Source organism: Sorangium sp. So ce385 (genome assembly GCF_051474135.1).
Taxonomy (GTDB): domain Bacteria; phylum Myxococcota_A; class Polyangia; order Polyangiales; family Polyangiaceae; genus Sorangium; species Sorangium cellulosum_D.
Genome location: NZ_CP150337.1, coordinates 7,566,926 through 7,591,328, shown reverse-complemented (window position 1 = coordinate 7,591,328; position 24,403 = coordinate 7,566,926). Strand labels below are relative to the sequence as shown.

Here is a 24,403-nt window from a genome sequence, read left to right as displayed (position 1 = left end):
CGGCTGCTCTCGAGGGTCAACGCTCGCCGCGCGCCTCGCGCCGGGTGTCGCGCGCCTCGCGGCGGGTGTCGCGCCCTTCGCGAGATGCCGGACGGTGCTGCGCGATACGCCGCGCGCGGGCTCGCCGCGTTATGTTCTCGCGACGTCATGGACGACGAGGTCCCCTTGCGCGCGGTGGTGATCGGCTCGGGCGTCGGCGGCGCGGCCGCGGCGCTCCTCCTGTCGCACGCCGGCATCCCGACCCTCCTCGCCGAGAAGGAGCGCCGCCTGGGCGGCTCCGCTGCGGCGGTCGAGAGGGACGGCTTCCGTGTCGATACAGGCACGCACATGCTCTGCCGCGGCGAGGACGGCCCGCTCGGCGACGTGCTCCGCCGCGTGGGCCAGGGCGACGCCATCGCCTTCCGCCAGAGCGGCGAGCCCGCCGCGCTCTGCTTCGCCGGCGCCGCGCGCGGGGCCCAGCGCGGCGGTCGCGTCGCCCTCCCGGCGGATCTCCGGCGGCTGGCCGCGTCCGCGCTGGATCTCGCGCGCGCCCTCGAGCTCACGCCCCTGGAGGCCGCGCGCGCCGCGCGCCTCCTCGCGCACGCGACGGCGATGCGCGACATGGATCTGGCCGCGTGCGACGACGTCACGGCCGAGGCGTACGCGGCCCGCTTCCTCCCGCGCGCCGCGGCCGCGGCCCGGCTCGGCGGGCTGCTCGGCCTGCCGCTGCTGCTGCCCGGATCCGAGGCGTCGGCCGGCGAGGCGCTCCTCGCCTTGCGCCAGCTCGCCCGCTCCGGACGGCAGAGCTACCCCGAGGGCGGCGCGGCCCGGGTCCCCGACGTCTTCTGCCGCCTGGCCCGCGAGCTCGGCGCCGCCGTGCGGACGGGCATGGCCGTGCGACGCGTGCTCGTGCGCGATCGGCGCGTGCGCGGCGTGGAGCTCGAGGACGGGACGACCCTGTCGGCGCGCATCGTGGTGAGCACGGCCGGCCTCGCGTCCACCGTCGCGGAGCTCGTGGGCGAGCCGCACTTCCCGGAGGCATACGTGGCGCGCGTCCGCGCGCTGAGGCCGCAGCCGAGGCAGGTCCAGGTGAAGATCGGGCTGCGCCGGCGGCTCGCCGCGGCGGGCGCGCTCGCCGGCCTCGGCGGCGGCGCGCCGGCGCTGCCGTTCTACTGCGTCGCGCCGACGCGCTTCGATCCGTCGCTCGCGCCGCCCGGGCATGAGCTCCTCTGCGCGTGCGCCGTGTCCGGCGCGAGCGGCGGCGCCTCGCCCGGCGCGCCCCCCGCGACGGTCGACGAGCTCCTGCGCGCGCTCGCCGGCGCGGTGCCCGGCCTGCTCTCCGAGGCGGTCTTCGTCGACGGCTCGCCCGGGGACGAGCGCGGGCCGGGCGCCGAGCTCGCGGCCGGGACCGCGCAGACGCCCGGCCAGGTCGGCCGCGCGCGGCCGGCGGTGTACACGCCCGTGCGCGGGCTCTACCTCGCGGGGCGCGCCGCCGGCGGGCGCGGCGCCGGCATGGAGCTCGCCGCCTCGAGCGCGATGGAGTGCGTCGACCGCATCCTCGTCGACCTGGGCCGCGATCTCGGCGCCCCCGCGCCCCCCGCGCTCATCGACATCGCCGGCGATCTGCTCGGGCGCGTCGCGGCCTCCACCGTGTCGTGGGTCGCGCGCCCGCGCGGCCAGGGTCGAGGGTCGTAGGTCGGCGCCGTCCGGCGAGCTGCTGCGCTCGCCGGACAGCGTCGCCCCGGCGCTTCAGCGCGTCGAGCTGCCCCGGTTGCCGCGCGCGAGCGCGTCGAGCGGCAGCTTCTGATCCTCGAACACGGCGTCGAGCTCCTCGCTGCCCCGCTCCCGCACGCCCGAGCGCGGCGACAGCTCGGGGCGCACCGAGGACGGCGGGGCCAGGCGGGCCGACAGCGGCCCCATCGTCCGGATCGACGGCGGGGGCTCGGTGCCCGGGATCCGGCCGGGCGAGGTCGAGCGGACCGAGGCGGGCGAGGTCGACATGCCCCGCACGGACGGCGGGCTCGGCAGCGTCCGCGTGGAGGAAGGCGGCCCGGCCTGCGAGCTCGACGGCGGCATCGGCGTCGGCCGGCGCGCGACCGGGCCCCCCGGCGCGCGCGACGAGGGCGGCGGCGCGTTCGGCAGCGCGCGGGTCGACGGGGGCGGGCTCGACCGCAGCTCGGCGCGCACCGAGGCGGCCGCCGCGCGGGTCGACGGGGGCGGGACCGACAGCGGGGCGCTCGCGACGGTCGGGTGGGCCGGCGGCAGGCTCGAGAGCGGGCGCGAGGCGGGCGGCGGGACCGAGCGAGGCACGCCCGAGGCGTACGCGGGCGCCTGCGCGCGCGACGACGGCGGCGCCGAGCGCACCGAGGGCGGGGAACGGAACGACGGGGGCACGCTGGACGGAGGCACCGGGGTGACCGGGTGGCTGCTCGGCAGCGGCAGCCGGACCGAGGGCGGGGCGCCGGCGCGCGACGACGGCGGCGGCATCGTGCTCGGGCCCGGCGACGAATCGCGGTGCCGCGGCGCGAGCCGGGGATCGGCGCTCGCGCCCGGCCGCGACGCCGCGCGCGCGTCCACGGCGCTCATCGCGCCGACGGTCTCGCTGCGTTGCGCGCCGATCACCGTGTAGCGCCCGCTGCCCTCGTCGCGCCGCGCCGCCTCGCGCTGCGCGTTCATCTCGCGCGTCTCGCGCAGCGCGCCGCTCAGCATCGCCTCCAGCTCCCGCTCGCTGACCTCCTCGTCGAGCCGCAGCAGCGTCGAGTGGACGTCGCGGGCGAGCGCGTCGAACTCGGCCGGATCCATCGCGTAGACGCCGTTCGACAGGACGATCGCGAGCGGCCGCCGCTCGGCGGCGATCGTCGCGGCCGTGGCCGCGTCGCAGCGGTGCAGGAGCACCCCGCAGCCCGGCGCCACCGCGAGGCACAGGCTGAAGAGCGCCGGCCACGCCGGATCAAGGACCACAAGAATGCTGGGTACATGAAGCGGGGTTGCGGTGATCTGCGCGCGACGGTCCATGGCAGACTGAGGATAACTGAAGCTACCGGCTTGATCGTAGTTCTCTTTCACGGAATCGGTCATTTCGCTCTGCTTGTGCGTGCTGCGATGTGGCCAGAGGCGTAGATCTCCTACAGCTGATTGCCTGTGCGGCGTCGTCGCGGCCGCAGCGCTGCAGGTTTCTGCTGCTGCCGCGTGACGGCGCCGCGGCGTCGCTGCGACGCCGCATGGCGGCATCGCAGCGACCGTCCGCCACACCGTCCACCGCCGTGGGCCACCGCGTGGGCCGCCGCGTGGGCCCCCGCGCTGGGCGGGCGCGCGCGCCGCGCCCTCCGCCGGGATGGGCGGCGGAGGGCGCGGCGACGCCGGCGGCGCGGTGGGCGCCCCGGGCCCGGTGGACGCCCGGAGATGACGTGGTGCGATGCGCGCCGCCGCGGCGCCGGTCACAGCCCCGTGTAGATGGTGGCGAAGGAGGCCGCCTCGCCGCGGAGCAGCAGGTTGAGCCGCGGGTTCGGCACCTTGAAGGTGTGAATCTTGGCGTTCCGCACGTCGAGCACCGCGAAGGCGCCGCCCGGCGTGCTCTCGGCGAGGCCGTTCATCAAGAGGTTCAGCACGACCGACACGCGCTTCGACGACAGGGGCTCGCCGCGGAAATACATCTTGATCACGTGCGGCGTCCCGTCGATGACGAGCCCGAGCTCCGGATTGACGTTGATCTCGAGATCGCCGAGGCGGTACGTCGACGCCGGCGGCTCGAACCACGTCATCTTCGCCGAGGCGAGGAACTTGCGGTATCCATTCACCACCGACGGGTAGATGCGGCGACGCCGCTCGTCGTGCTGGGCGGCGAGGAAGCCGTCGAGCACGCTGGTGGGCTTTCCGCTCCTGTGCATGTCGACGATCGCCTCTCGCACCTGCCTGTAAAAGTCCGTGTGGAGCTCGTCCTTCCGCTCCTTGAACTCCCTGACGCCGGTCAGCTTGGGCGTCCCGGCCTTGAGAACGAAGTCGACAAAGTACGTGAGCGAGATCTTTTCCATGAAGTCTCCTCCAAAACGAAGCGTTCCGGCGCGCCATTTACACGCGTCGTGCGAGAGACACGCCGTCGCGCCGCGTTTTTGATGTCTACCATGGATAGCCATCTTCGACCCGTCCGAAAAGGGATCGATCGGACGGACATTGTCCCAACCCGTCAGGGTCGGACGGCCGGGATCCAGGTGCTTAAAAGTCAAGCAAATACGAGTACTTGCGCGCGAGCCTCGGACGCCGGCTCGCCCGCCCGCGCGAGGTTCGGCTAGGCTCCGCGAGGGCCATGACGAGAGGAGGCGCGCGCTGCGATGGTAATCGACAGAATCCAACTGTTGCCGCTGGGCTTTTCCTGTGGAGAAAGCCTGTGGAGAACTGGAGTCCTCGGGGCGCTCTCTCCACGTGGGCGGGGTCGGACGTGGTCTGTCACAGCCGGGGGCGACTTGGCGCTTGACGCTGACCGCGGGCGAAGGATGGCGCCGGGCGCCGGCGGCAGCGGGGTGGGGCGATGATGGCCATCCGGCCCGAGCGGGCGGGCGACGAGGCGGGGATCCGCGGCGTGCACCTCGCCGCGTTTCCGTCGGCGCTCGAGGCGGAGCTCGTGGACAGGCTCCGGGGCGCGGGGCGCGCCGCGGTCTCGCTGGTCGCGGAGACGGAGAGGGGCATCGTCGGACATGTCCTGTTCAGCCCGGTGACGATCGCCGGAGGCGGCGCGCCCGAGGGGGGCGTCGGCCTCGCGCCGCTCGCCGTCCTGCCGGACCTCCAGGGGCGCGGCGTGGGCTCCGCGCTGGCGCGGCGAGGGATCGAGGCGTGCAGGGGCGCCGGCTACGCGTTCATCGTCGTGCTCGGCGAGCCGGGGTACTACGCCCGATTCGGGTTCAGGAAGGCCAGCCTCTACGGCCTCGGCAACGAGTACGCGGCCGACGAGGCGTTCATGGCGATGGAGCTCGCCGAGCACGCGCTCTCGCGCGCCCGGGGCGTGGTGCGCTATGGCCCCGAGTTCGACCTCTTCAACGCCTGATCTCCCGCGGTCCTCCGGAAGGACGGCGGCCCGCCGCGGGCCGCTCCTCAGCCCGGGCGGCGGCCGGGCTTGCAAACATACATCCGTGAATGTATAACCTCCGGGTGCGACGGACGAAGGAGGAGGCGGCCGCGACCCGCGAGCAGATCCTCGACGCGGCGCTGCTCGTCTTCAGCCGCAAGGGGTACGCGGCGGCGACGCTCCAGGACGTCGCCGCGGAAGCCGGGCTCACGCGGGGCGCGGTCTACTGGCACTTCAAGGGCAAGGTGGAGCTCTACGCGGCGCTCGTCGGCGAGCGGTTCGCCAGGGCGAACGAGGTCTTCGCCGAGGCGCTCTCCCCGAGCTACTCGCCGCTCGAGTCGATCGAGCGCCTGCTCACGCGATCGCTGGAGTACCTGGACGAAGATCCGGAGTACCGCGCGGTCGTCTCGATCACGCTGTTCAAGACCGAGCTCCTGCCCGAGCTCGAGCCGGCGTTCCAGCAGAAGATCGCGAGCGTGCGCCGCCTCGTCGACACGATCGCCGACCTCGTGCGCAAGGGGATCGCGGCCGGCCAGATCGACCGCGCCACCGACCCGAAGGCGGCCGCGCTCGCGGCCGTCAGCCTCGTCAACGGCGCGACCGCGCTGCACCTCATGGACCCGAAGGCGCTGGCGTCGAAGGCCGCCGTGCGCCGCATGGTCGCGACGTTCGTCCGCGGGCTCCGGCGCTGAGACAGGCGCTGTTTTTTTTGGCGATTTACATACATCCGTGAATGTTTGCTGGAGGTGAGGTCATGTTCCTCAGGGAGTACTGGTATGTTGCCTGCCCCTCATCGCAGCTCGGGGACGCCCCCCGCGCGGTCCGGGTGCTCGATCAGGACATCGTCGTGTTCCGCGGAGACGGCCGCCGCCCCCGCGCGCTCGCCGATCGCTGCTGCCACCGCGGCGTGAGGCTGTCGCTCGGGCGCGTGACCCGGGGGGAGCTCGCGTGCGGATACCACGGCTGGAGGTACGGCGGCGGCGGGGCGTGCGTGCATATCCCGTCGCTCGCGGGCGGCAGGCGCGTCCCGGAGAGGTGCGGTGTCCCCGCGTTCCCCTGCGCGGAGCAGGACGGGTATGTGTGGGTCTGGCTCGGCGGCGACGGCGGCGGCGCGCCGCCGCCCGTGCCCGGCATCGAGGGCTTCGCGGCGCACCGCTGGGACCAGGGCTCGGTGGAGCTCGGGTGTGCGTCGGCCAAGGGGCTGGAGAACAACCTCGACTGGTGTCATCCGGCGTTCGCGCACCCGTGGACGCACTGGCAGTTCTACACGGCGCTGCTCCGGGGCCTGCGCGAGGAGCTCCTCGAGATGCGGCCGACGCCCGACGGGATGACGCTGCGCGGGCCGATCCGCGAGGACGGCGGCGCGGCCGGGCGGCGGTCGCCGGAGACGCTGCTGTCGTTCAAGCTCCCCGACCGCGTCGAGGTCCGCTCGCTGGGCGGGCCCGCGCGCCGGATCGTGCTGCACTTCGTCCCGACGGCGGCCGACCGGTGCCGCCTGGAGTGGATGATCGCGAGGGCGCTGCCCTTCGGGGCGCGCGCGCGCTTTCGCCGGGAAGAGCCGGCGATCCTCCGGCAGGACCGGGTCCTGATGGAGAGCGCGGAGGCGGCCGCCGCGGGGCAGGGCGACCTCCGCGAGCACCACGTCGAGGCGGACGCGCCCGCGCTGCTCCTGCGCCGCATCCTCGAGTGGGCGGCGCGCGGCGAGTGGGAGCAGCGGCGCGCGAGCCTGCCGGAGCGGCGGGTGCTCCGGGTGATGGCGTAGCTCCGGCGTGGCCCAACGGGGCGCCCTCCGCCGCCGCGTCCGCGCAGCCTGCACCCGCCCGCGCCCGGCGGAAGCCTCGACCAGCGAGCCGAGCTCGGCTGTCCAGTCGCTTTGCCCATCGTCGAGACCGCCCCTCTTGCGACAGTGCGCGAAGTGTTCAACAGCCCTGCATCGGGGGTCGGGCTCAGCGCCAGCACCGCAAGGAACGCGAGCTGCAGCTGAAGAGCGTGACCAAAGCGCCCTCCACTGGAAATGTCTCATGGATGAAGAGCCGCACGACCAAGCCCGGTGGGCGGCGTGACACATGTCGTCTCGTGGTGGACCGTCACGCATCGACGGGCTCGGCGGTCGAGCGATGCTGTTGTATCCCGCGCCCCCCGGGCATCGCCCTGCCAGAGGTGCTGTACAACGCCACCGCGACGGTCCAGCGCGGTTGTTCGTGAAGCTTCACCGCAAGGGAGGAATGTGGCCGTACGCTGCGCGGCAAAACGGCCATGATGACGAAAAGAGTCTTGCCTTTTAACGCGCGTCTGCGTAAATGGCCTAATCCCCCTTGGTCACCTGGACCGTTCTCGGCCAGGCGCTCAGGGGCCGATTCGGGGTGATGTCGCTGCCGGAGGGACTCGCTTCGTGCGGCTCCGCGTCCGAGCTTCTCTTGCTTCCTCCGATGCCCGGCCCGGCCTCACCTCGCAGGGCGACCGCGATGTGAGTATCGCTCCGACCAACGTCATGCGCGCCAGGCATGTGGTCGGCACAGGCCCGCGGGCGCAACCGTGATCAAAAGCGCGCTGGCCGGGAATCTTGATCCCTAACCGATGGATCGGGAGAGCTCGCAGGCGTCTCTCTGGTGCACATCCCCTTCTTGAGAGGATGACCGCGGCTCGAACGGTCCGAACATGGAGAACCTGAATGCGCATCACTCGCTTGCTTGGCTATCTCTCTGCTTCGCTCGCATGCGGCCTGACGGCGTGCGGCGGTGAGCACCTCGAGGACGAGGACATCGAGTTGCTGGACTCCGGGCTGAAAAGCCCGGACGGTACAATATCGGCGGAGCTGGCGCTTCAGTCGCAGTGGGGTACTGGCTACTGCGCGAACGTCACCGTGACCAACACGAGCGGCAGCCAGACCACCGCCTGGGGGATGGTGGTCGCGCTCAACGGCTCCACGGTGAGCAACTCCTGGGGCGCGCGCGGCACGCCGTCGGGCGGGCAGCTGAGCGTGGTCAATGAGACCTATAATGGCACGCTGAAAGCGGCAGCGTCGACGAGCTGGGGCTTCTGCGCGAACGGCACCGGGAGGCCTTCGCTGGTGTCGGTCAGCGGCAGCGGCGGGTCGAGCACGTCGAGCAGCTCCAGCAGCAGCAGCACGTCGAGCAGCTCCAGCAGCAGCGCGTCGAGCAGCTCCAGCAGCAGCACGTCGAGCAGCTCAGGCACCGGTGGCGCTGGCGGCGCGGGCGGCGCGGGCGGCGCGGGCGGCTCCGGTGGCGCTGGCGGCTCCGGTGGCGCTGGCGGCTCCGGCGGCTCCGGCGGCTCCGGCGGGGGCTTCGCGGAGGATGAGGGGACCGATTGTGCAGTTTCCAGCCTGCCGGACGCAGGGGGCCTCCCCGCCATCGCCAAGCTGCCCGACCCGTTCAAGAAGCTCGACGGATCGCGCATCTCCACCAAGGCCGATTGGCGCTGCCGAAGGCAAGAGATCAAAAAACAAGCCGAGAAGTACATCTATGGCACGAAGCCGCCGAAGCCCGAGAGCGTCACGGGGACCGTCTCCAAGACCAGCATCACCGTCAACGTGTCTCATCAAGGCAAGAGGACCAGCTTCACGGCCAGCGTCGAGCTGCCTGGCAGCGGCTCGGGGCCCTTCCCGGCGATCGTCGGCCTGGGGGGAGGCTTCCTCGGATTCCCGTTGAACACCAGCCTCGTCAAGGGCGAAGGCGTCGCCATCATCAACTACGATCCCTACGCCGTCGGAAGCGAATCTGGGTCGCGAAGCGCCAAGCGAGGGGCGTTCTACGACATCTACGGCTCGAACAGCACCACGGGCCTCCTGGCCGCGTGGTCCTGGGGCGTCAGCCGGATCCTCGACGTCATCGAGCAATCGGGCGGCGCCATCCTCAAAGCGGATGCCGTCGGGGTCTCGGGGTGCTCCCGCTTCGGCAAGGGGGCATTCACGATCGGCGCCTTCGACCAGCGCATCGCCTTGACCCTGCCGATCGAGTCCGGCAGCGGCGGCGTCCCGATCTGGCGCGGGATCCCCGGGGAAGGAGCCCAGAGCCCGAGCAGCGCCTACGGCGAGACCTACTGGCTGGGTGACGCGTTCGGATCGTTCACCAGCAGGGTCACGTCTCTGCCCTTGGACACGCATGAAGTGGTGGCCATGGTCGCGCCGCGCGGCCTCTTCATCATGGATAACCCGCACATCGCGAACCTCGGTCCCAAGTCTGCGCACGTGGCCGCGCTGGCCGGCGCAGAGGTGTACAAGGCGCTGGGCGCGCAGGGCAATATCTCCTACATCTCGGCGGTGTCGGACGGCTCTCACTGCGCGCAGCGCACCGAGTGGAACGAGCCCCTGCGGCAGAACATCCGTAAATTCTTGACGAAGACTGGAAGCAGCTCTGGCGTCATCTCGGCATCGAGCAAGGCGACCGGCAACCTGTCAGAGTGGAGGGATTGGACGACGCCGACGCTGCCGTAGTCGTCATCGAGCTCCAAGCGCCGGGCTCTCTCGGGCGCGGCGCCCCACCCTGCGCACGCGACGGCGTGCTCGCCGGCAGCGGCCCGTTCGACCCCGACGGGCCGCGCTTTCTCGGGCCCCCTCGAGTCCACGTGCCTCGCCGCCCCTTCGCCTCGCGAACGCCCCACCTCATCCCCGTGGGGGACACCGCGGCTCAGGACGCCGGCGAGCGCGCCGACCACCTCAGGTGGGCGCGGCGGCCCGGTCCGGCGCGCTCGCCGAGCGGCGCCACGCGGCGGCCGCGTCGACGCCGTGCTCGCCGAAGCGGGGCACGTAGTCCCGCTCGATGGCGCGCTCGAGGATCTCGCCGTAGCGGGCGACCGGCATCAGGCCCCACGCGCGATCGTCGTCCGAGATCGACGCGCGCTTCGCGCCGCCGGGGGGCATGTAGCTCCTGCGCAGCCGTGCGAACATGGCGTGGAGCTCGCGCTCGACCAGCTGCCGCACGGCCGGCGCGCACGGCAGCTCGAGCAGGTAGCGGAGCAGCGTCCAGCCGAAGTCGCGGTGCCGCACCTCGTCGCGGAGGATGCGGTCGAGCGCCCGGCGCGCGACCGGGACGGTGCACCCCTCGCGGAGCACCTTGAAGAGCGGGACCGCGACCGTCTCTCCGAGGCAGAACACCTCCACGCCCGCCCGGGCGACCGCCACCTCGAGCGGCTCGTCGCCGCCGCCCTTGAGGCCGAGGGTCTCGCGGCGCAGCGCCGGCAAGGCCCCGCCGCCCGCGCGGCCGTGGACGCGATGGCTGAGGCGCGCGTGCGCGAGCTCGTCCTTGACGATGCGCAGGCCGTCGTCGATGAGATCCGGCGACGCGCCCATCTGGATGAGCCAGAGCGTGAGGTGCTGCGTGATCGCCGCCGAGCGATACTCGGCCTCGATGCGCCGCCCCCACTCGGCGCGCACGGCGTCGCTCGCGGGCGGAAGCGGAAGGGGCGCGCGAGCGACGGGCGATGGCGTCTCGCGCGGCGCCTGCTCCGCGGCCGCGGTGCTGTCGTGCTTTGCGTCGGGGGCGTCCGTCATGGGGTCACGCTATGCGCGGGGTCGGGGAGCGGCAAGACGAGAGGCGGGGCGCGCCGGCCGCGGCGCAGCGCCGTTGGCGGGGCGCGCCGGCCGCGGAGGGGCTCACTTCCCCGCGGCGGTCGCCGCGGAGGGCGGCATGCAGACATTCTTGTACAACCCGCACGCGGCGCAGGTCGCCCCGTCGCCAGACGCGGCACCGCAGGGGTCGACGACGACCTCCTGGCAGAGCGTCCCGGCCGGACACGCAGCGTCGGTCTCGCACGGCAGGCTCGGGAAGCAGCCCACCGCGGGCAGCGCCGGCGCTCCGTCGCCATCGGCACAGCCTGGCACAAGCCACTGACAGGTCGGCCCGAGGCCCGCGCACGCCTCCGCGGTGGCGGCCGTGAGGCAGTGCTCCGGCGGCGGCGGGTTGCAGAAGACCTCGTGCACCTGCCAGCGCCAGGTGTCCCCTTCCAGGACGCACGCCGCGTCGATCGGCATCGGCCCGCAGCCGGTGGGCATCATGTAGCCGCAGGTCCCGAGCCCTCCCGCGCAGGGAGCCCCGTCCTCCGGCGTCGCCTCGGGGCACGCCGGCGGCGGCGGGTTGCAGGAGACCGCGACCGTCACGGACCACGTGCCGTCCTCGCCGCAGGTCACGATGGTCGGCTCGGGGCAGTCGGGCGGGTTGCCATAGGCGCAGCTCGCCCCGATCTGCCAGCACGCGCTGCCGGTCTCCGGGAACGCCTCGGGGCACTCCGGGGGCGGCGGCGGGTTGCAGGACATCTCCGGCCCCATCTGCCACGCCCCGCCCGTACACGTGTAGTCGATGGGGTTGTCGCAGTCGTCGAGGTACGAGCAGGACACGTCGTCCGCGTCGCAGCTCGACCCTTCTTCCGGCCTCTCCGCGGGGCAGCTGCCCTCCTGCACGGTGGGGTCGCACCCCGGAAGGGCCACGGCGCCCGCGAACGAGGCTGCCGCGGCGACGGTCACGACGAAGGGGGTCCGGAGCACCTTGCGCTTCTTCTGGATGGCCATGGCCTGCGATGTCCTTTCTGTGGCACAACCCGGCGCAAGCTCTGTCCTTGCGCGCTTTTCGTGCTGGGCTGAGCAAGCGAGATGCCAGGACGATCCGAAGGCGAGCGTCGCAGGTGCCCGGAGCGAGCTCGGATGAGAGCGCAAATAGTTGATGGTGGTCGATCTCTTCTGCCGCGCTCCCGAGCTCTGCGGCAAACCGCGGTCGGCTACCGGCACGCGCTGATCTGCACGTCGTCGATGTTCCAGCCGGACGTGGGCGCGCCGCCGAAGGCGAGCACGGCGCTGTAGCCGAACCGCACCCGGAGACTCCGGTTCTTGTAGGGCGTGAGATCGTACGTGACGTTCGTCCACGCGGACTCGGCGACGTCCTCGAGAGGAGACTCGTAGAGGATCCTCCAGCGCGCGCCGTCGAAGACCTCGACACGGGCCTTGTTGCGGTAGGTCGTGTTCAGCCAGCGCCAGAACGACAGCGTGACTCGCCCGCTCACGGCCGCGTCGACGGCCGGGCTCGTCAGGTAACGCTGCGGGTGCGAGGCGTTGACGCTCGGGCCGCCGCCGAGGAGCACGCCGGCGACCCCGTTGTCGCCGGACGCCGTGTGATCGCTCGCGGGATCGGGGAACCCCGCGCGCTGGCCGCTGGACGCCCGCGCCGGGCCGATCTCCCAGCCGGCCGCGAGGCTCCACCGGGCCGCGTTGTCGGCGAAGCCCTCCGCGAGGAGGACCCGCGCGGCGCACGGCGCCGCCGGGGCGTCGTTCCCCGGGGCGCCGCGGAGCGCCGCCGGGGCGCGCGCCGCCCAGTCGAGCACCAGAGACCCGTCGCCCTCCGCGACCCACGGCGCGTCCGCCGGGCCGGCGGTGCACGCCGCCGCGGCGAGACCGCACGAGACCGCGGCCCGTCCAACCCACCTCTTCATGGTCGCTCCTGCCGAACGTGCAATGCCCCTGGCGCAGGCGCCATTCCACCTGGCCGCCGCGCAGCGCCGAGAGCACGTGTTTGTAGGACCGAACCGGGGCCGTGGATAGCCCACGTGAGCGGCGGCCGATGCGGTGGGATCGGCATCGCCCGAGCGGCGGCCGACGCCGTGAGATCGGCGTCACCCGGGCGGCGGCCGACGCCGTGAGATCGGCGTCGTGCGCCCCCCGACGGGGCGACCCCGCGTCACCGCGGCGGGGCCGCGGCCGCGGGCGGGGGCGCCGGCGGTACCGGGCCGCGCGAGAACGTCTCGCGCCTCGACACGTCGGTGAGCATCAGCGTGAACAGCAGGCCGAGCAGGAGGGCCGACACGATCATGGGCAGGGCGTTCGCGAAGCGCTGCTCGATGAGGTGCATGAAGAAGAGGAGCACGAGCACCGTCTTCGCCGTGGCGATGAGCAGCGCCGCGACGACGTCGGCCCGGCCGAGGTGGGCCAGCGAGAGGAGGTACGAGGCCAGCGTGAGCGCCATCAGGACGAGCCAGACGATCACGTAGGTCCGCGAGGAGAGGTGCTTTACGATCATGAGCGCTGCGTGCCCTTAGCGGTGCATCAGGTAGAGCATCGGCCAGAGGAAGATCCAGATCACGTCGACGAGGTGCCAGTAGAGCCCGCCGAGCTCGACGTGCGTCTCGTTGCCCGCGCCGTACCGGCGCCGGAAACACCCCCACGCCAGCCAGCCGAGGACCACGAGCCCCGCCGTGACGTGGATGGCGTGGAGCCCGGTCGTCAGGTAATAGAGCGTGAAGAACACCTTCGCGCCCGCCTGCGGGAGCTCCTCGAAGCGGTAGCCGGCGCCGGGGAAGATCCCCTCGCGGAAGTGCGCGGCGTACTCGACGCTCTTCAGCGCGAGGAAGGCGAGGCCGAGCGCGATGGCGCCGAGCAGGAATCGGCCGGCCCTCGCGGGCTGGTCGAGGCGCACGGCGTAGACGCTCATCGCCACGAGGAGGCTGCTCGTGAGGAGGATCGCCGTGTTGGCCGTCCCGATGACGGCGTTGTTGTGGGCGATCGCCGCCATGAAATCGGCGCCGAAGACCGCGCGGTAGGCGGCGTACAGGCCGAAGAGGCCGCCGAAGAGGAGGACCTCGCTGGCGAGGAAGATCCACATCCCGAAGTGCGCGGCGTGGGTCTGCTTCTCGAGATCCTCGAACTGCATGGCGAGCCGCGCCGGGGCGAGCGGCTGCGGCTCAACGGGCGTCGGCTGAGATTCGGGCATGGGCCTCCTCGTCGTTCAGGTGGTAGTCGTACGGGCCGCGCTCGACGATCGGCGTCGCGGGGAAGTTGTGCGCCGGCGGGAGGGGCGGCGTCGCCCACTCGTAGCTCCGGGACCTCCACGGATTGGCCGGGGCGCGCTTGCCCCAGCGCAGGGCGATGAGGAGGTTCAAGAGCGCGAGCAGGAGCGCGCCCGAGAGCAGGTAAGCGCCGCCGGTCGAGAGGACGTTCAGCCACTGGTACTGCTCCGGGTAGCTGTAATAGCGGCGCGGCATCCCGGCGTTGCCCAGCAGGAACTGCGGGAGGAACGTCAGGATGAACCCCAGGAACACGCCGAACGAGGTGAGCAGCCCCATCGACTCGGAGTACATGCGGCCGAACATCTTGGGGAACCAGTAGTGCGCGGCCGCGAGGAACGCGGTGAGCGTGCCGCCCACCATGATGAAATGGAAGTGGGCGACGACGAAGTAGGTGTCGTGCCAGTGCACGTCGAGCGACTGCGTCGCCGTGGCGACGCCGGTCATGCCGCCGAAGACGAAGAGGAAGAGGAACCAGAAGAAATAGAGCATCGGGGTGCTGAACTGGATGGACCCCTTCTGCAGCGTCGCCACCCAGGTGAAGACCTTGATGGCGGAGAAGATCGCGACGAACATCGAGAGCGCGCCGAAGATCCCGGCGTTGAGCTCGCTCATCCCGGCCACGAACATGTGGTGACCCCAGCCGGTGAACCCGATGAAGGCGATCCCGAGCGACGAGAGGGCGATCGCCCAGTAGGACGCCGGCTGCCGCTGCGAGAAGGTGCAGACCACCTCGCTGATGACCCCGAGCGCCGGGAGCACCATGATGTAGACGGCAGGGTGGGAGTAGAACCAGAACAGGTGCTGGAACAGCACCGGATCTCCGCCCAGCGTCGGGTCGAAGATGCCGAAATGGTAGATGTGGTCCAGCCCGACGAGCAGGATCGTCAGGCCGAGGACGGGCGTCGCGAGCAGGATGATGATGCTCGTGCTGTAGATCGCCCACGCGAAGAGCGGCAGGCGGCCCCAGTCGAGCCCGCTGGCGCGCATGGTGTGCGTCGTGGCGATGAAGTTCACCGACGTCATGATCGACGAGATGCCGAGGATGAAGATGCCGATGACGACCGGCATGACGCCGGCGGGCGTGGTCGTGCTGTACGGCGGGTAGAACGTCCACCCGGTGTCCGCGCCCCCGGCGATCGCCGCGGCCAGCGTGACCACGGCGCCGATCGCGTAGACGTAGAGGCTCGCCAGGTTGAGGCGCGGGAAGGCGAGGTCCTTGGCGCCGATCATGAGCGGGAGGGCGAAGTTCCCGAAGATGTTCGGGATCGACGGGATCATGAAGAGCCACACCATGACCACGCCGTGGAGCGTGAACATGCGGTTGTAGGTCGACGCGTCGATCACCGTGGGCCCGGGGGTCAAGAGCTCCGTCCGGAGGACGAGCGCGAAGGCGCCGCCGAGCAGGAGCATCGGGATGATCAGCGCGTAGAACATGATCCCGATGCGCTTGTGATCGGTCGTGAGCAGCCACGAGCGCACGCCGGCGCCGGCGCGGAGGTAATCGAGCTCGTGCGAGCCGTGAACGGGCGCTGTCCCCTCGACCTCATGGGCTATCATGGCGTCGTCCTCCCTCCCGGCGCGGGGGCGCCGCCTCCGCTGACGCCGTCCCACGGCACCACAGGGCCGCGCGGCACGTCGCGGATCGATTTGATGAGCTCGATGATCGCGGCGACCTCGGGCGGCGTGATCTGCCCCAGGTACGACGGCATGACCGGCAGGAAGCCGCGGTGCCGGACGGCGAGAGGATCCATGATCGACTCCGTGATGTAGGCCTCGTCGGCGATGCGCTCGCCGCCGTTCTCGAGCGGCACGACGGAGCGGTAGAGGCCGGCCCAGGTGGGGCCGACGTGCAGCGTGCCGTCGAGGGTGTGGCAGCGGAAGCAGCCGTGCCGGGCGGCGGCCTGCTGGCCGCGGAGCGGCATCGTGGGCTCGGCCGCCGCGCGCTCCTGCTCCGCCTGGGCGGCGGCCTGCTGCGCGAACGCCGGGGTGCTCGCCGCGCCGCCCGCGAGCCAGCGCTCGTAGTCGGCCGGGTCGAGCGCGATCACCTGGCCGCGCATCTCGGAGTGGCTCGTGCCGCAGTACTCGGTGCAGAGGATGGGGTAGGCGCCGGGCTCGCTCGCCTCGAACCAGACGGTGGTATACCGGCCCGGCAGGACGTCTTGCTTGATGCGGAACGCGGGCACGAAGAAGCTGTGGATGACGTCGCGCGACGTCATGACGAGCCTCACCGGCCTGCGCGCAGGCACGTAGAGCGCGGAGATCATGCTCTCTCCCCCCGGATAGCTGAACTTCCACATCCACTGCTTGGCCGTGACGTAGACGTCGAGCGCGTCCTCCGGCGGCGTGCGCAGGTCGACGAACTGGCGCGTGCCGATGTTCCAGAACGTGAGGAACACGAAGCCGAGGCTGAGGAGCCCCACCGTCTCCACGAAGAGCGCCGGCCGCGCGAACACCCCGGGGTGAGGCCGCGTGGTGCTCCCGACCCGACGGCGATAATGGATGAGGAAATACCCGCCGATCAGCGTGATCAGGAAGGCGCCCCCCATCGTCACCACGATGACGAAGTAGTGCAGCCAGTCGATCTCGCCGGCCAGCGAGGAGCGCTGCTCGGGCAGGAAGAGCAGCTGACGCAGGAGCTCGTTCATCGCGCGCCCTCCCGCCGCCTGCGCCGCCGCCCTTGCCAGCCGAAAAAGGCGACCAGCGCGACGACCCAGGTCAGGATGGAGGCCGCGCCGATCCGCAGGAAGCCGGCCACATAAGGGCCGTAGCGGCGGCTCGCGGGGTCGTAGCGATAACACGTCATGATGACGCGGTCGAACGAGGTGCCCACCTGCCCGCGGCTGGCCTCGAGGAGGGCGAGCCGGAGGTCGAGGGCGGAGAACTCGATGCCATAGAGGTAGCGGGAGATGCGGCCGTCCGGCGTGAGCACGAAGACCGCCGCGGGGTGCGCGTACTGCTCGGTCCGCGCGTCGTACGCGAACCGGAAGCCGAGATCGCCGGCGAGCGCGCGGATCTCCGGGAGCTCGCCGGTGAGGAACGGCCAGGCCCCGCGGTCGGGGGCGCCCGTCATGCCGAGCGCCGACAGGGTGGCCCCGCGCTTCCGCGCCGCGGACTCCGGGGTATCCCGCGGATCGAAGCTCACCGTGAGCGCGCGGTACTGCTCGCCCAGCCGGTAATCGAGCTTCGTCATGCCGGCGACGAGGCCGCGCAGCACGAGGCCGCAGAGCGTCGGGCAGCGGTAATAGGCGAGGACGAGGAGGACCGGCCGCCGCCCGTCGAAGTGCTCCGCGAGCGGCGCGCGCCGTCCGTCCATGTCCGTGAACTGAAGGGCCTTGTCCACGGCGCCCCCGAGGCGCTCGTCGATGTCGGCCTCGCGCGCGGCGGGCGGGAGCGACGGCGCATCCACGGCGGCGGCGAGCGGCGCGCGCGAGAACACGAGGGCGAAGAGCGCGGCGGTGGACACGGGGTGCATCCTCATCAGCGGCTCTCCTCCACGACGAGGTTCATCGCGTCCTCGATCGGGATCTGCACGATCCCGCGGCCCCGGTCGGCCCAGCCGAAGCGGCCGAGCTCCTCGCGCTTCCTGCGGTCCAGCATCTTGCCGAACCCCTCCTCGCCGACGGAATCGCGCTGGAAGACGCGCTGATCCACCCCGGACAGCTCGCCGCGCGGCTCGAAGCCCTCCCTGGCGCGGGCGAGGCTCCTGCCCGCGGGGCGGAGCTCGGCCTCGCGGCCGCGCAGGAGCACCCACGACCAGACGCCCAGGATGACGAAGATCACGACGACGGTGAACGCGACGGCGAGGATCCTCCGCCAGGGGAGGAGATCCTCTTCCTGGCGAACGTCGGGACGGCGGTAATGGGTCGTCATACGCTCTCGTAACGGAAGGCGGCCGGCAGCGCCGGGTCGTTGATGGGGGCGAGCGGCTTGCCGCGCAGGCGCAGCGCGGCGAACGCGACGCACGGGCCGACCACGGCGAGGAGCGCCGCGAGATCGAGCCAGTGCAGCGGCGCGCCGCCGCCGGGGGCCTCGGGCACGACGAGCCAGTGCATGTCGAGGTAATGCGCGGCGAGGACCCAGGCGGCGACGGCCGACAGCCAGGCCGGCCGCCGCTTGATCCGGTAATTGAGCAGGATCGCGAAGGGGATCACGAACCGCGCGAGCACGAGGACGAGCGTCGCGGTCCGCCACGGGCCGTGGGAGCGGCGCAGGTAGAACTCGACCTCTTCGGGCTTGTTCGCGATCCACATCAGCATGAACTGGAAGAAGGCGGCGTAGGCCCAGAAGATCGTGAACGCGAGGAGCAGCCGGCCGAGGGCGTAGTAGTGCGACGCGCGGAGCCCGGGCAGGAGCCCACCGCGCTCGGCGGCGAACGCGAGCACCGTGAGCAGCGCTATCGCCGCGACGAAGCCGCCGCCGAAGACGTAGACGGGGAACATCGTCGACACCCACGTCGGCGCGAGGGACATGAGCCAGTCGAACGAGGCGAACGAGAGGGCGAGCGCGACGGGCGGGAGGCCGACGACGCTGATCAGGCGGAGGCGGCCGCCGGCCGCGAGCGCGGGCGTCGCGTCGCCCCGGAGCGAGCCGCGCCGGAGCAGGGCGCCGAAGGCGAGCCACACCGCGAAGTAGATCGCGGTCCTGACGAGGAAGAAGGGGAGGTTCAGGTAGGGCCGCTTGTGGAGCACGATCTCCCTCACGTGCTCTTCGCCGATGGTCTCGGGGTGGAGCCAGTCGCCGTAGAGCGCGTCCAGCCCGAACAGGAGCGGGATGAACAGCGCGGCGAGGAGCGGCAATGACCCGACGATCGCCTCCGCGAGGCGGCGGACGGCCACCGGCCACGTCGCGCCCATGGCGTTGCAGATCATGAGAAAGATGAGCGCGCCGACCGCGGTGGTCACGGCGTAGGCGTAGGCCGCGAGGTAGGCGTAGAAGAGCCGCTCGCGGTCCACGAACGCGCCGGCCACGAGCAGCGCGGCGCCGACGAGGGCGAGGCCGAGCGACCGCGTCACGATCGCGCGGCCGCCCCGGAAGACGGGGATGCGGAGGTTCACGGGAGCTCCTTCCGAGCGCGCTCGCGGAGGGGTTCGGGGAGCGCGTCGAGCGCGGCGGCGCGGCTCCTCCCGAGCGCCTTGATGTAGGCCACGATCGCCCAGCGCTCGCGGAGCGGGATCTGCGGCTCGTAGGAGCGCATGAGCCCGTAGCCCTGGACGATGGACTGGTAGATGCGGCCGGGCGGGAACGCCTGCGCGCGCGCGTCGACGAGCGACGGCGGGCGGCGCTGGGTCATGTTGCGCGCGACCTCCGACTCGCCGTCTCCGGCGATCCCGTGGCAGGTGGCGCAGAAGATATCGTAGCGTTGCTTGCCGTACCGGAGCAGGTCGAGCGTCACCGGGACCGGGATGCGCGTGACGTACGCGCCGCCGGCGACCCCGCGCGTCAGCCCGGGATCGCCGGTCACGCGGTCGTGCGGCACGGTGCCCTCGGGCGGGCGGCGCATGACGGCGCCGTCTTGGAAGAGCTCCGATGGCTGGTAGGGCGCGTAGCGCGCCTGGCGGAGCATGCGCTCGAGGTCCAGCGCGTCGGCGTCCCCGGGCTCCGGATCGGCCGGGGTCGACGGGGTGCACGAGAGGCAGAGCGCCGCGGCCAGGAGGAGGCGGCCGCGCTTCATGTGCGCTCCTTCCCGGCCCAGGCGACGGCGAGCGCGCCGAGATCGGTGAGATCGCGCTCGGCGAGGGGGCTGATGAGCGCCGGGTCGCGGGCGTCGATGCCTATCCAGAATCGATCGATGGTGGCGCGCTCGAACCCCGGGACGTCGAAGATCGGGCTCCAGAGCTCGGGCAGCCGCGTGAGGACGAGCATCACGACGAACCCCGTCAGGGCGGCGGCGAGCACCGTCATCTCGAAGGTGATCGGCACGAACGCCGGGGGTGCGTGCCCCGGCCGCCCGCCCACGATGAGGGGATAGTCGTACGCGTTGTTGTGCCACTGGACGAGGTAGCCCCCCGCGGCGCCCGCCAGCGCGAACGGCAGGACGATCCAGTTGAGCGGCGAGCGGCGCAGGCCGAGCGCCTCGTCGAGGCCGTGCACCGGGTACGGCGTGAACGCGTCGAGGCGCCGGTACCCGCGGCTCCTGAGCTCCGCGATCGCCCGGAGCATCGCCTCCGGCGTCTCGAACTCGGCGAGCAGACCTCTCCGCATCAGTGCTCCTCCTTGCCGAGCTCGCGGTTCAGCTCCTTGACCTCGGCCACCGGGATGAACGGCAACAGGCGCAGGAAGATGAGGAAGAGGAACAGGAAGAAGCAGAACGTCCCGGCGAACATCGAGATGTCGACCCACGTCGGGCCGTAGGCGTGCCACCCGGACGGGATGAACTCGCGCTGGAGCCCCATGACGATGATCACGAACCGCTCCGACCACATCCCGACGTTCACGAGAATCGAGATGATCCAGAGCAGGATCAGGTTGCTGCGGACGCGCGAGGACCAGAGCAGCTGCGGGACGGCGACGTTGCAGAACATCTGCGCCCAGAACACGGCGGCGTTCGGCCCGCTGGGGCGCGCGACGAAGAACTGATACATCTCGTACTCCGAGCCGCTGTACCAGGCCGCGAAGAGCTCGATGATGTACGAGTAGATGACGATCCAGCCCGTGACGAGCGTCAGCTTGCTGAGGTTGTCGAGGTGCCGCTGGGTGACGACGCGCTCCAGGTGGAAGATCCGGCGCGCCGGGATGAGGAGCGTGAGCACCATCGCGAAGCCGGAGAAGATGGCGCCCGCGACGAAGAACGGGGGGAAGATGGTCGAGTGCCACCCCGGGACGAGCGATATCGCGAAGTCGCTGCTCACGATCGAGTGCACCGAGAGGACGAGCGGCGTCGCGAGGCCGGCGAGGAGGCCGTAGAGGAGGCGGTAATGGCGGTAGCCTTGCGCGGAGCCGCGCCAGCCGAGCGACAGGATGCCGTAGATCACCCGGCGGCGGCGATCGGGCGCCCGATCGCGCAGGGACGCGAAGTCGGGGACGAGCCCGAGGTACCAGAACACGAGTGAGACCGTGAAGTACGTGAAGATCGCCGCCGCGTCCCAGGGCAGCGCGCTCTTGAACTGAGGCCAGACCCTCAGCGTGGAAGGGTAGGGGATGAGCCAGTACGCGAACCACGGCCGCCCGAGGTGCAGGAGCGGGTAAATGGCTGCCTGGAGGACCGCGAAGAGGGTCATCGCCTCGGCGAACCGGTTGATGCTCGTGCGCCAGCGCTGCTCGAGCAGGAGCAGGATCGCCGAGATGAACGTCCCGGCGTGCCCGATCCCGATCCAGAACACGAAGTTGATGATCCCGAACGCCCAGCCCACCGGGATGTTGTTGCCCCAGACGCCGATGCCGCTCGTGATGGTGTAGGCGACGGCCGTCAAGAGCACGATCGTCCCTGCGCCGGTGAGCGCGAGCGCCGCCCACCAGAGCCGCGACCGCGGCTTCCAGACGACCGACAGCAGCTCTTCCGAGAGGGCCTCGTCGGTGGGCCTCCCGAGGATGAGGGGGTGTGTCACGGCTCGCCGAGCTCCGGGTTCTTGTTGTCGACGCGCGCGAGGTACATCGTCCTCGGCCGGGTCCCCTGGTCGTGCAGCACCGCGTAGCTCCGCGGCTCGCTCCGCCACGCGACCATCGGCGTCTCTGCGTGCTCGAGCGCCCCGAACTGGATCGCCCGCGTCGGGCAGGCCTGCTGGCAGGCCGTGACGACCTCGCCCGGGCGGATCCCGCGCTGCTCGACGCGCGCCGCGATCTCCGCGCGGCGGATCCGCTGGACGCAGTACGTGCACTTCTCCATGACGCCGCGCTCCCGCACGGTCACGTCGGGGTTGCGCTGGAGCCTCGCGAGCCCCGTGTTGTAGGCGTGGAGCTCGTGGTAATCGAACCAGTTGAAGCGGCGGACCTTGTAGGGGCAGTTGTTCGAGCAGAACCGCGTCCCGACGCAGCGGTTGTAGGTCATCTCGTTGAGCCCGTCGGGGCTGTGCGTGGTCGCGTTGACCGGGCACACGTACTCGCACGGCGCCTTCTCGCAGTGCTGGCACATCATGGGCTGGTGGACGACGCCAGGGTCGCGCGGGTCGCCGGAGTAATACGTGTCGATGCGGAGCCAGTGCATCTCGCGGCTGTTCAGGACCTCGTCCCTGCCCACCACGAGGACGTTGTTCTCGGCCTGGCACGCGGCGACGCACGCGCTGCAGCCGGTGCAGATCGAGAGATCGATCGTCATGCCCCATTGCGCGAGCGCCACCCCGGAGGCTGGCACCGCGGGCAGGAGGGACGGGACCGGCCCCTTGAACGCCTCCGTGAAATCGGGGTGCTCGCGGTAGAGGGCGAGGGGGACCGAGAGCGCGATGGGCCGCCCGCGCAGGCCGAAGTGCGTCTGCGTCAGGGCGAGCCGGTGCTTCTCCTCCGGCCGCTTGCGCACCGAGAGGCCCGCCGCGAAGAACGGCGCGTCCGCGGTGCGGAGCCGGTACGCGTCGGCCCCCACGCCGGCGGCGATCGACTCGGCGCCGCTCCGCCCGTAGCCGAGCGCGAGCGACACCATGCCGTCGGCGTGTCCCGGCGCGACGAGGACCGGTATCGAGATCGTCCGCCCCCGGAGCTCGAGATCGACCACATCCTCGCTCTCGACGCCGAGCGCTCTGGCCGTGTCCGGGCTGAGCAGCGCGGCGTTGTCCCAGGTCAGCTTGGTCATCGGATCGGGCAGCTCGAGCAGCCACGGGTTGTTGGCGAACCGGCCGTCATAGACGTTGGCGTCGACCGAGAAGGCGACCTCCAGGACGTTCGCCGGCGCCGGGACCGCCGCGGCGAGCTGCCCGAGCGCCGCGAGCGCCCCGTCGGGCCGCAGGGCGGCGGCCTCGCGCGGGGCCGCGGTGCCCTCGACGAGCCCGCGCCGGAGCGCCTCCTCCCAGAACGCGTCGAAGTCGGCGCCGCCCCGCCGCGCCGACCAGGCGTCGCGCAGGAGCTCGCGCGCGTTCCGGCGCGGCTCGCCCGCGAACACGGAGAGCACCTCGGAGGCGGTCTTGCCATCGAACAACGGCTCGATGAGCGGCTGGACCAGCGAGACCGTGCCGTCGTAGGCGCGGGCGTCGCCCCAGGCCTCGAGCTCGTGCGCGGCGGGCACGAACCAGCTGCAGGCGGCCGCGGTCTCGTCCTCGTAGAGCCCGAGGTAGACGCGGTTCGGGACGGAGCGGAGGAGCGCCGCGAGCTCGAGATCCGCGGGCGCCGTGTAGGCGACGTTGTTCTCGAGGATCACGAGCGTATCGACGCCGCCGCGCCGGATCTCGTCGGCGAGCGCGGCGAGCTCCTGCTCCGCGGCGCCGGCCGAGATCAGGGTCGACCCGGTGACCCACGCGGCGCGGTCGTTGCCGAGCGCCGCGTTCATGAGGTGCGCGAGCGCGTGGACCGGCGGAGGCTGCCGCTCCCCCGCGACGACGACGCTCGCCGCGCCGCCGCGCGCGAGGTCGCGCGCGAGCGCCCGGACGAACGGCTGCTCCTCGGCGCGCACGTGCGCCCGGAGCGGCTCGAGCGCGCCGAGCGCCTGGGGTGGGATGGATCCGGGGCGCGGGCCGACCGCGAAGAGCTCCGCCGCGATCGCCGCGGCGAGCGCCGGCACCTCGCTCGGGCGCTTGCGCAGCCGGTGGTCGGCCATGCTCCCGGTCGGGCTCAGCCCGGGCTCGACGACGTAGAGGCGGTTCATGGTGCCCGTCGGCGAGCCGATGCGCCTGCGCTCGGCGAACTGGCGCGCATACGGCACGCTGAACGGCATCGACGCGAGGAAGTCGGCGTCGAGCGCGAGGATGACGTCCGCCGCCCGGAAGTCGTACTGGGCCTGGAGCGGCGCGCCGAAGGCGAGCGCGGCCCCGCGCGCCGGGTCGGCCGACCGGGCGGGCGCGTAGAACGTGAACCGCGCGGCCGGATGGCGCGCCTGGACGCGGCCGATGAGGTCGAGGACGAGCGGCGAGCCGGTCGGCCGGAGGACGAACCGGAGCCCGGCGCCGCGGTCGCCCCGCGCCGCGCCGAACTGATCGATGAACGCCTGCCACGCCGCCGGCGCCGCGCCGCGCCGCGCCGCGCGCGCCCGGTGCTGATCGTAGAGGCCGAGCACCGACGCTTGCTCGTAGACGCCGGTCGCGCCGAGGCTCGCCGGGTGCTCCGGGTTGCCCTCGACCTTCGTCGGCCGCCCCTCGTGGTTCTCGACGAGGATGCCTGTGGCGAACCCGTCGAGCTCCAGGCTCGTGGCGTAGTACCGGAGGATCCCCGGCGTCACCTCCGGCGGGTTCGTCACATAAGGCACGATCTTGTCCGCGGGCCTCGATCGGCACCCGGAGACGCCCGCGAGCGCCATGCTCGCGCCGAGGAGCTTGAGCCAGCCCCGCCGGCTCACGGCGCCCGGGTCGCCCTCGCCGCCGGGGAGCTCTCGCGCCGCGGCCTCGCGGAGCTCCGGCGATTCGAGGAGGTCCGCGAGGCTGCGCCAGTATGCCTTGCCCGTCTTGCCGTCGAGCGCCGCGCTCCAGGGGGTCTGTCTCTGATCAGCCATCATCCCTCTTCAGG

21 protein-coding genes are annotated in these 24,403 nt (G+C 72.0%); 5 read left to right on the top strand and 16 right to left on the bottom strand.

Translation table 11 applies throughout. The features are described 5' to 3' along the window. Positions 1 to 147: 147 nt before the first annotated feature. Positions 148 to 1,674: an FAD-dependent oxidoreductase gene (locus tag WME83_RS27540; RefSeq protein WP_437312666.1), complete on the top strand. Its 1,527-nt coding sequence runs from the start codon at positions 148 to 150 to the stop codon at positions 1,672 to 1,674. 54 nt (positions 1,675 to 1,728) lie between these two features. Here the strand turns inward: WME83_RS27540 and WME83_RS27535 are convergent, their stop codons facing one another. Both WME83_RS27535 and WME83_RS27530 read right to left on the bottom strand, forming a co-directional pair. Next, positions 1,729 to 2,940, bottom strand: coding sequence for a hypothetical protein (locus WME83_RS27535; protein WP_437312665.1), 1,212 nt, complete (start codon positions 2,938 to 2,940; stop codon positions 1,729 to 1,731). 476 nt (positions 2,941 to 3,416) lie between these two features. Further along, positions 3,417 to 4,010 (bottom strand): hypothetical protein, encoded by a 594-nt coding sequence (locus WME83_RS27530; RefSeq protein WP_129577094.1) that lies wholly within the window; start codon positions 4,008 to 4,010, stop codon positions 3,417 to 3,419. Positions 4,011 to 4,504: 494 nt separating this feature from the next. On the opposite strand from WME83_RS27530, the gene WME83_RS27525 reads away from it, so the two are divergent. The 4 genes from WME83_RS27525 (at position 4,505) to WME83_RS27510 (ending at position 9,491) form a co-directional block, all read left to right on the top strand. After that, positions 4,505 to 5,017: a GNAT family N-acetyltransferase gene (locus WME83_RS27525; RefSeq protein ID WP_437312664.1), complete on the top strand. Its 513-nt coding sequence runs from the start codon at positions 4,505 to 4,507 to the stop codon at positions 5,015 to 5,017. 104 nt (positions 5,018 to 5,121) lie between these two features. Beyond that, complete coding sequence (locus WME83_RS27520; protein ID WP_437312663.1) at positions 5,122 to 5,730, top strand: TetR family transcriptional regulator; 609 nt, start codon at positions 5,122 to 5,124, stop codon at positions 5,728 to 5,730. Between the two features lie 62 nt (positions 5,731 to 5,792). Beyond that, complete coding sequence (locus WME83_RS27515; RefSeq protein WP_437312662.1) at positions 5,793 to 6,800, top strand: Rieske 2Fe-2S domain-containing protein; 1,008 nt, start codon at positions 5,793 to 5,795, stop codon at positions 6,798 to 6,800. Between the two features lie 909 nt (positions 6,801 to 7,709). Next, a complete protein-coding gene (locus WME83_RS27510; protein ID WP_437312661.1) occupies positions 7,710 to 9,491 on the top strand; it encodes a glucuronyl esterase domain-containing protein in 1,782 nt (593 codons plus the stop codon). Positions 9,492 to 9,713: 222 nt separating this feature from the next. Here the strand turns inward: WME83_RS27510 and WME83_RS27505 are convergent, their stop codons facing one another. The 14 genes from WME83_RS27505 to WME83_RS27440 form a co-directional block, all read right to left on the bottom strand. Continuing rightward, complete coding sequence (locus tag WME83_RS27505; protein WP_437312660.1) at positions 9,714 to 10,547, bottom strand: ferritin-like domain-containing protein; 834 nt, start codon at positions 10,545 to 10,547, stop codon at positions 9,714 to 9,716. Between the two features lie 102 nt (positions 10,548 to 10,649). Then, the gene (locus WME83_RS27500) at positions 10,650 to 11,561 is read right to left on the bottom strand and encodes a hypothetical protein (RefSeq protein WP_437312659.1); all 912 of its coding nucleotides are present in this window, start codon (positions 11,559 to 11,561) and stop codon (positions 10,650 to 10,652) included. Positions 11,562 to 11,767: 206 nt separating this feature from the next. Then, positions 11,768 to 12,475: a hypothetical protein gene (locus WME83_RS27495; RefSeq protein WP_437312658.1), complete on the bottom strand. Its 708-nt coding sequence runs from the start codon at positions 12,473 to 12,475 to the stop codon at positions 11,768 to 11,770. Positions 12,476 to 12,720: 245 nt separating this feature from the next. Further along, the gene (locus WME83_RS27490; protein ID WP_437312657.1) at positions 12,721 to 13,059 is read right to left on the bottom strand and encodes a cytochrome C oxidase subunit IV family protein; all 339 of its coding nucleotides are present in this window, start codon (positions 13,057 to 13,059) and stop codon (positions 12,721 to 12,723) included. Between the two features lie 15 nt (positions 13,060 to 13,074). Then, complete coding sequence (locus tag WME83_RS27485; protein ID WP_437312656.1) at positions 13,075 to 13,749, bottom strand: cytochrome c oxidase subunit 3 family protein; 675 nt, start codon at positions 13,747 to 13,749, stop codon at positions 13,075 to 13,077. Further along, positions 13,721 to 15,382 (bottom strand): cytochrome c oxidase subunit I, encoded by a 1,662-nt coding sequence (locus WME83_RS27480; protein WP_437312655.1) that lies wholly within the window; start codon positions 15,380 to 15,382, stop codon positions 13,721 to 13,723. Before WME83_RS27480 ends, WME83_RS27485 begins: the two co-directional genes overlap by 29 nt. Further along, on the bottom strand, positions 15,379 to 16,470 hold the full coding sequence (gene coxB / locus WME83_RS27475) for a cytochrome c oxidase subunit II (protein ID WP_437312654.1): 1,092 nt from the start codon (positions 16,468 to 16,470) through the stop codon (positions 15,379 to 15,381). Before coxB ends, WME83_RS27480 begins: the two co-directional genes overlap by 4 nt. Beyond that, positions 16,467 to 17,303 (bottom strand): SCO family protein, encoded by an 837-nt coding sequence (locus tag WME83_RS27470; protein WP_437312653.1) that lies wholly within the window; start codon positions 17,301 to 17,303, stop codon positions 16,467 to 16,469. The genes coxB and WME83_RS27470 overlap by 4 nt, the downstream gene beginning before the upstream one ends. Continuing rightward, entirely contained in the window at positions 17,303 to 17,695 is a 393-nt protein-coding gene (locus tag WME83_RS27465) for a hypothetical protein (protein ID WP_437312652.1), read from the bottom strand. The genes WME83_RS27470 and WME83_RS27465 overlap by 1 nt, the downstream gene beginning before the upstream one ends. Further along, entirely contained in the window at positions 17,692 to 18,879 is a 1,188-nt protein-coding gene (locus WME83_RS27460; RefSeq protein ID WP_437312651.1) for a hypothetical protein, read from the bottom strand. The genes WME83_RS27465 and WME83_RS27460 overlap by 4 nt, the downstream gene beginning before the upstream one ends. Next, entirely contained in the window at positions 18,876 to 19,496 is a 621-nt protein-coding gene (locus WME83_RS27455) for a c-type cytochrome (RefSeq protein WP_437312650.1), read from the bottom strand. Before WME83_RS27455 ends, WME83_RS27460 begins: the two co-directional genes overlap by 4 nt. Beyond that, positions 19,493 to 20,026 carry a DUF3341 domain-containing protein gene (locus tag WME83_RS27450; RefSeq protein WP_437312649.1) on the bottom strand — a complete coding sequence of 178 codons (534 nt, stop codon included), beginning with the start codon at positions 20,024 to 20,026 and terminating at the stop codon, positions 19,493 to 19,495. Before WME83_RS27450 ends, WME83_RS27455 begins: the two co-directional genes overlap by 4 nt. Then, complete coding sequence (gene nrfD / locus WME83_RS27445; RefSeq protein WP_437312648.1) at positions 20,026 to 21,369, bottom strand: NrfD/PsrC family molybdoenzyme membrane anchor subunit; 1,344 nt, start codon at positions 21,367 to 21,369, stop codon at positions 20,026 to 20,028. The genes WME83_RS27450 and nrfD overlap by 1 nt, the downstream gene beginning before the upstream one ends. Beyond that, complete coding sequence (locus tag WME83_RS27440) at positions 21,366 to 24,392, bottom strand: TAT-variant-translocated molybdopterin oxidoreductase (RefSeq protein WP_437312647.1); 3,027 nt, start codon at positions 24,390 to 24,392, stop codon at positions 21,366 to 21,368. The genes nrfD and WME83_RS27440 overlap by 4 nt, the downstream gene beginning before the upstream one ends. Positions 24,393 to 24,403 lie beyond the last annotated feature (11 nt).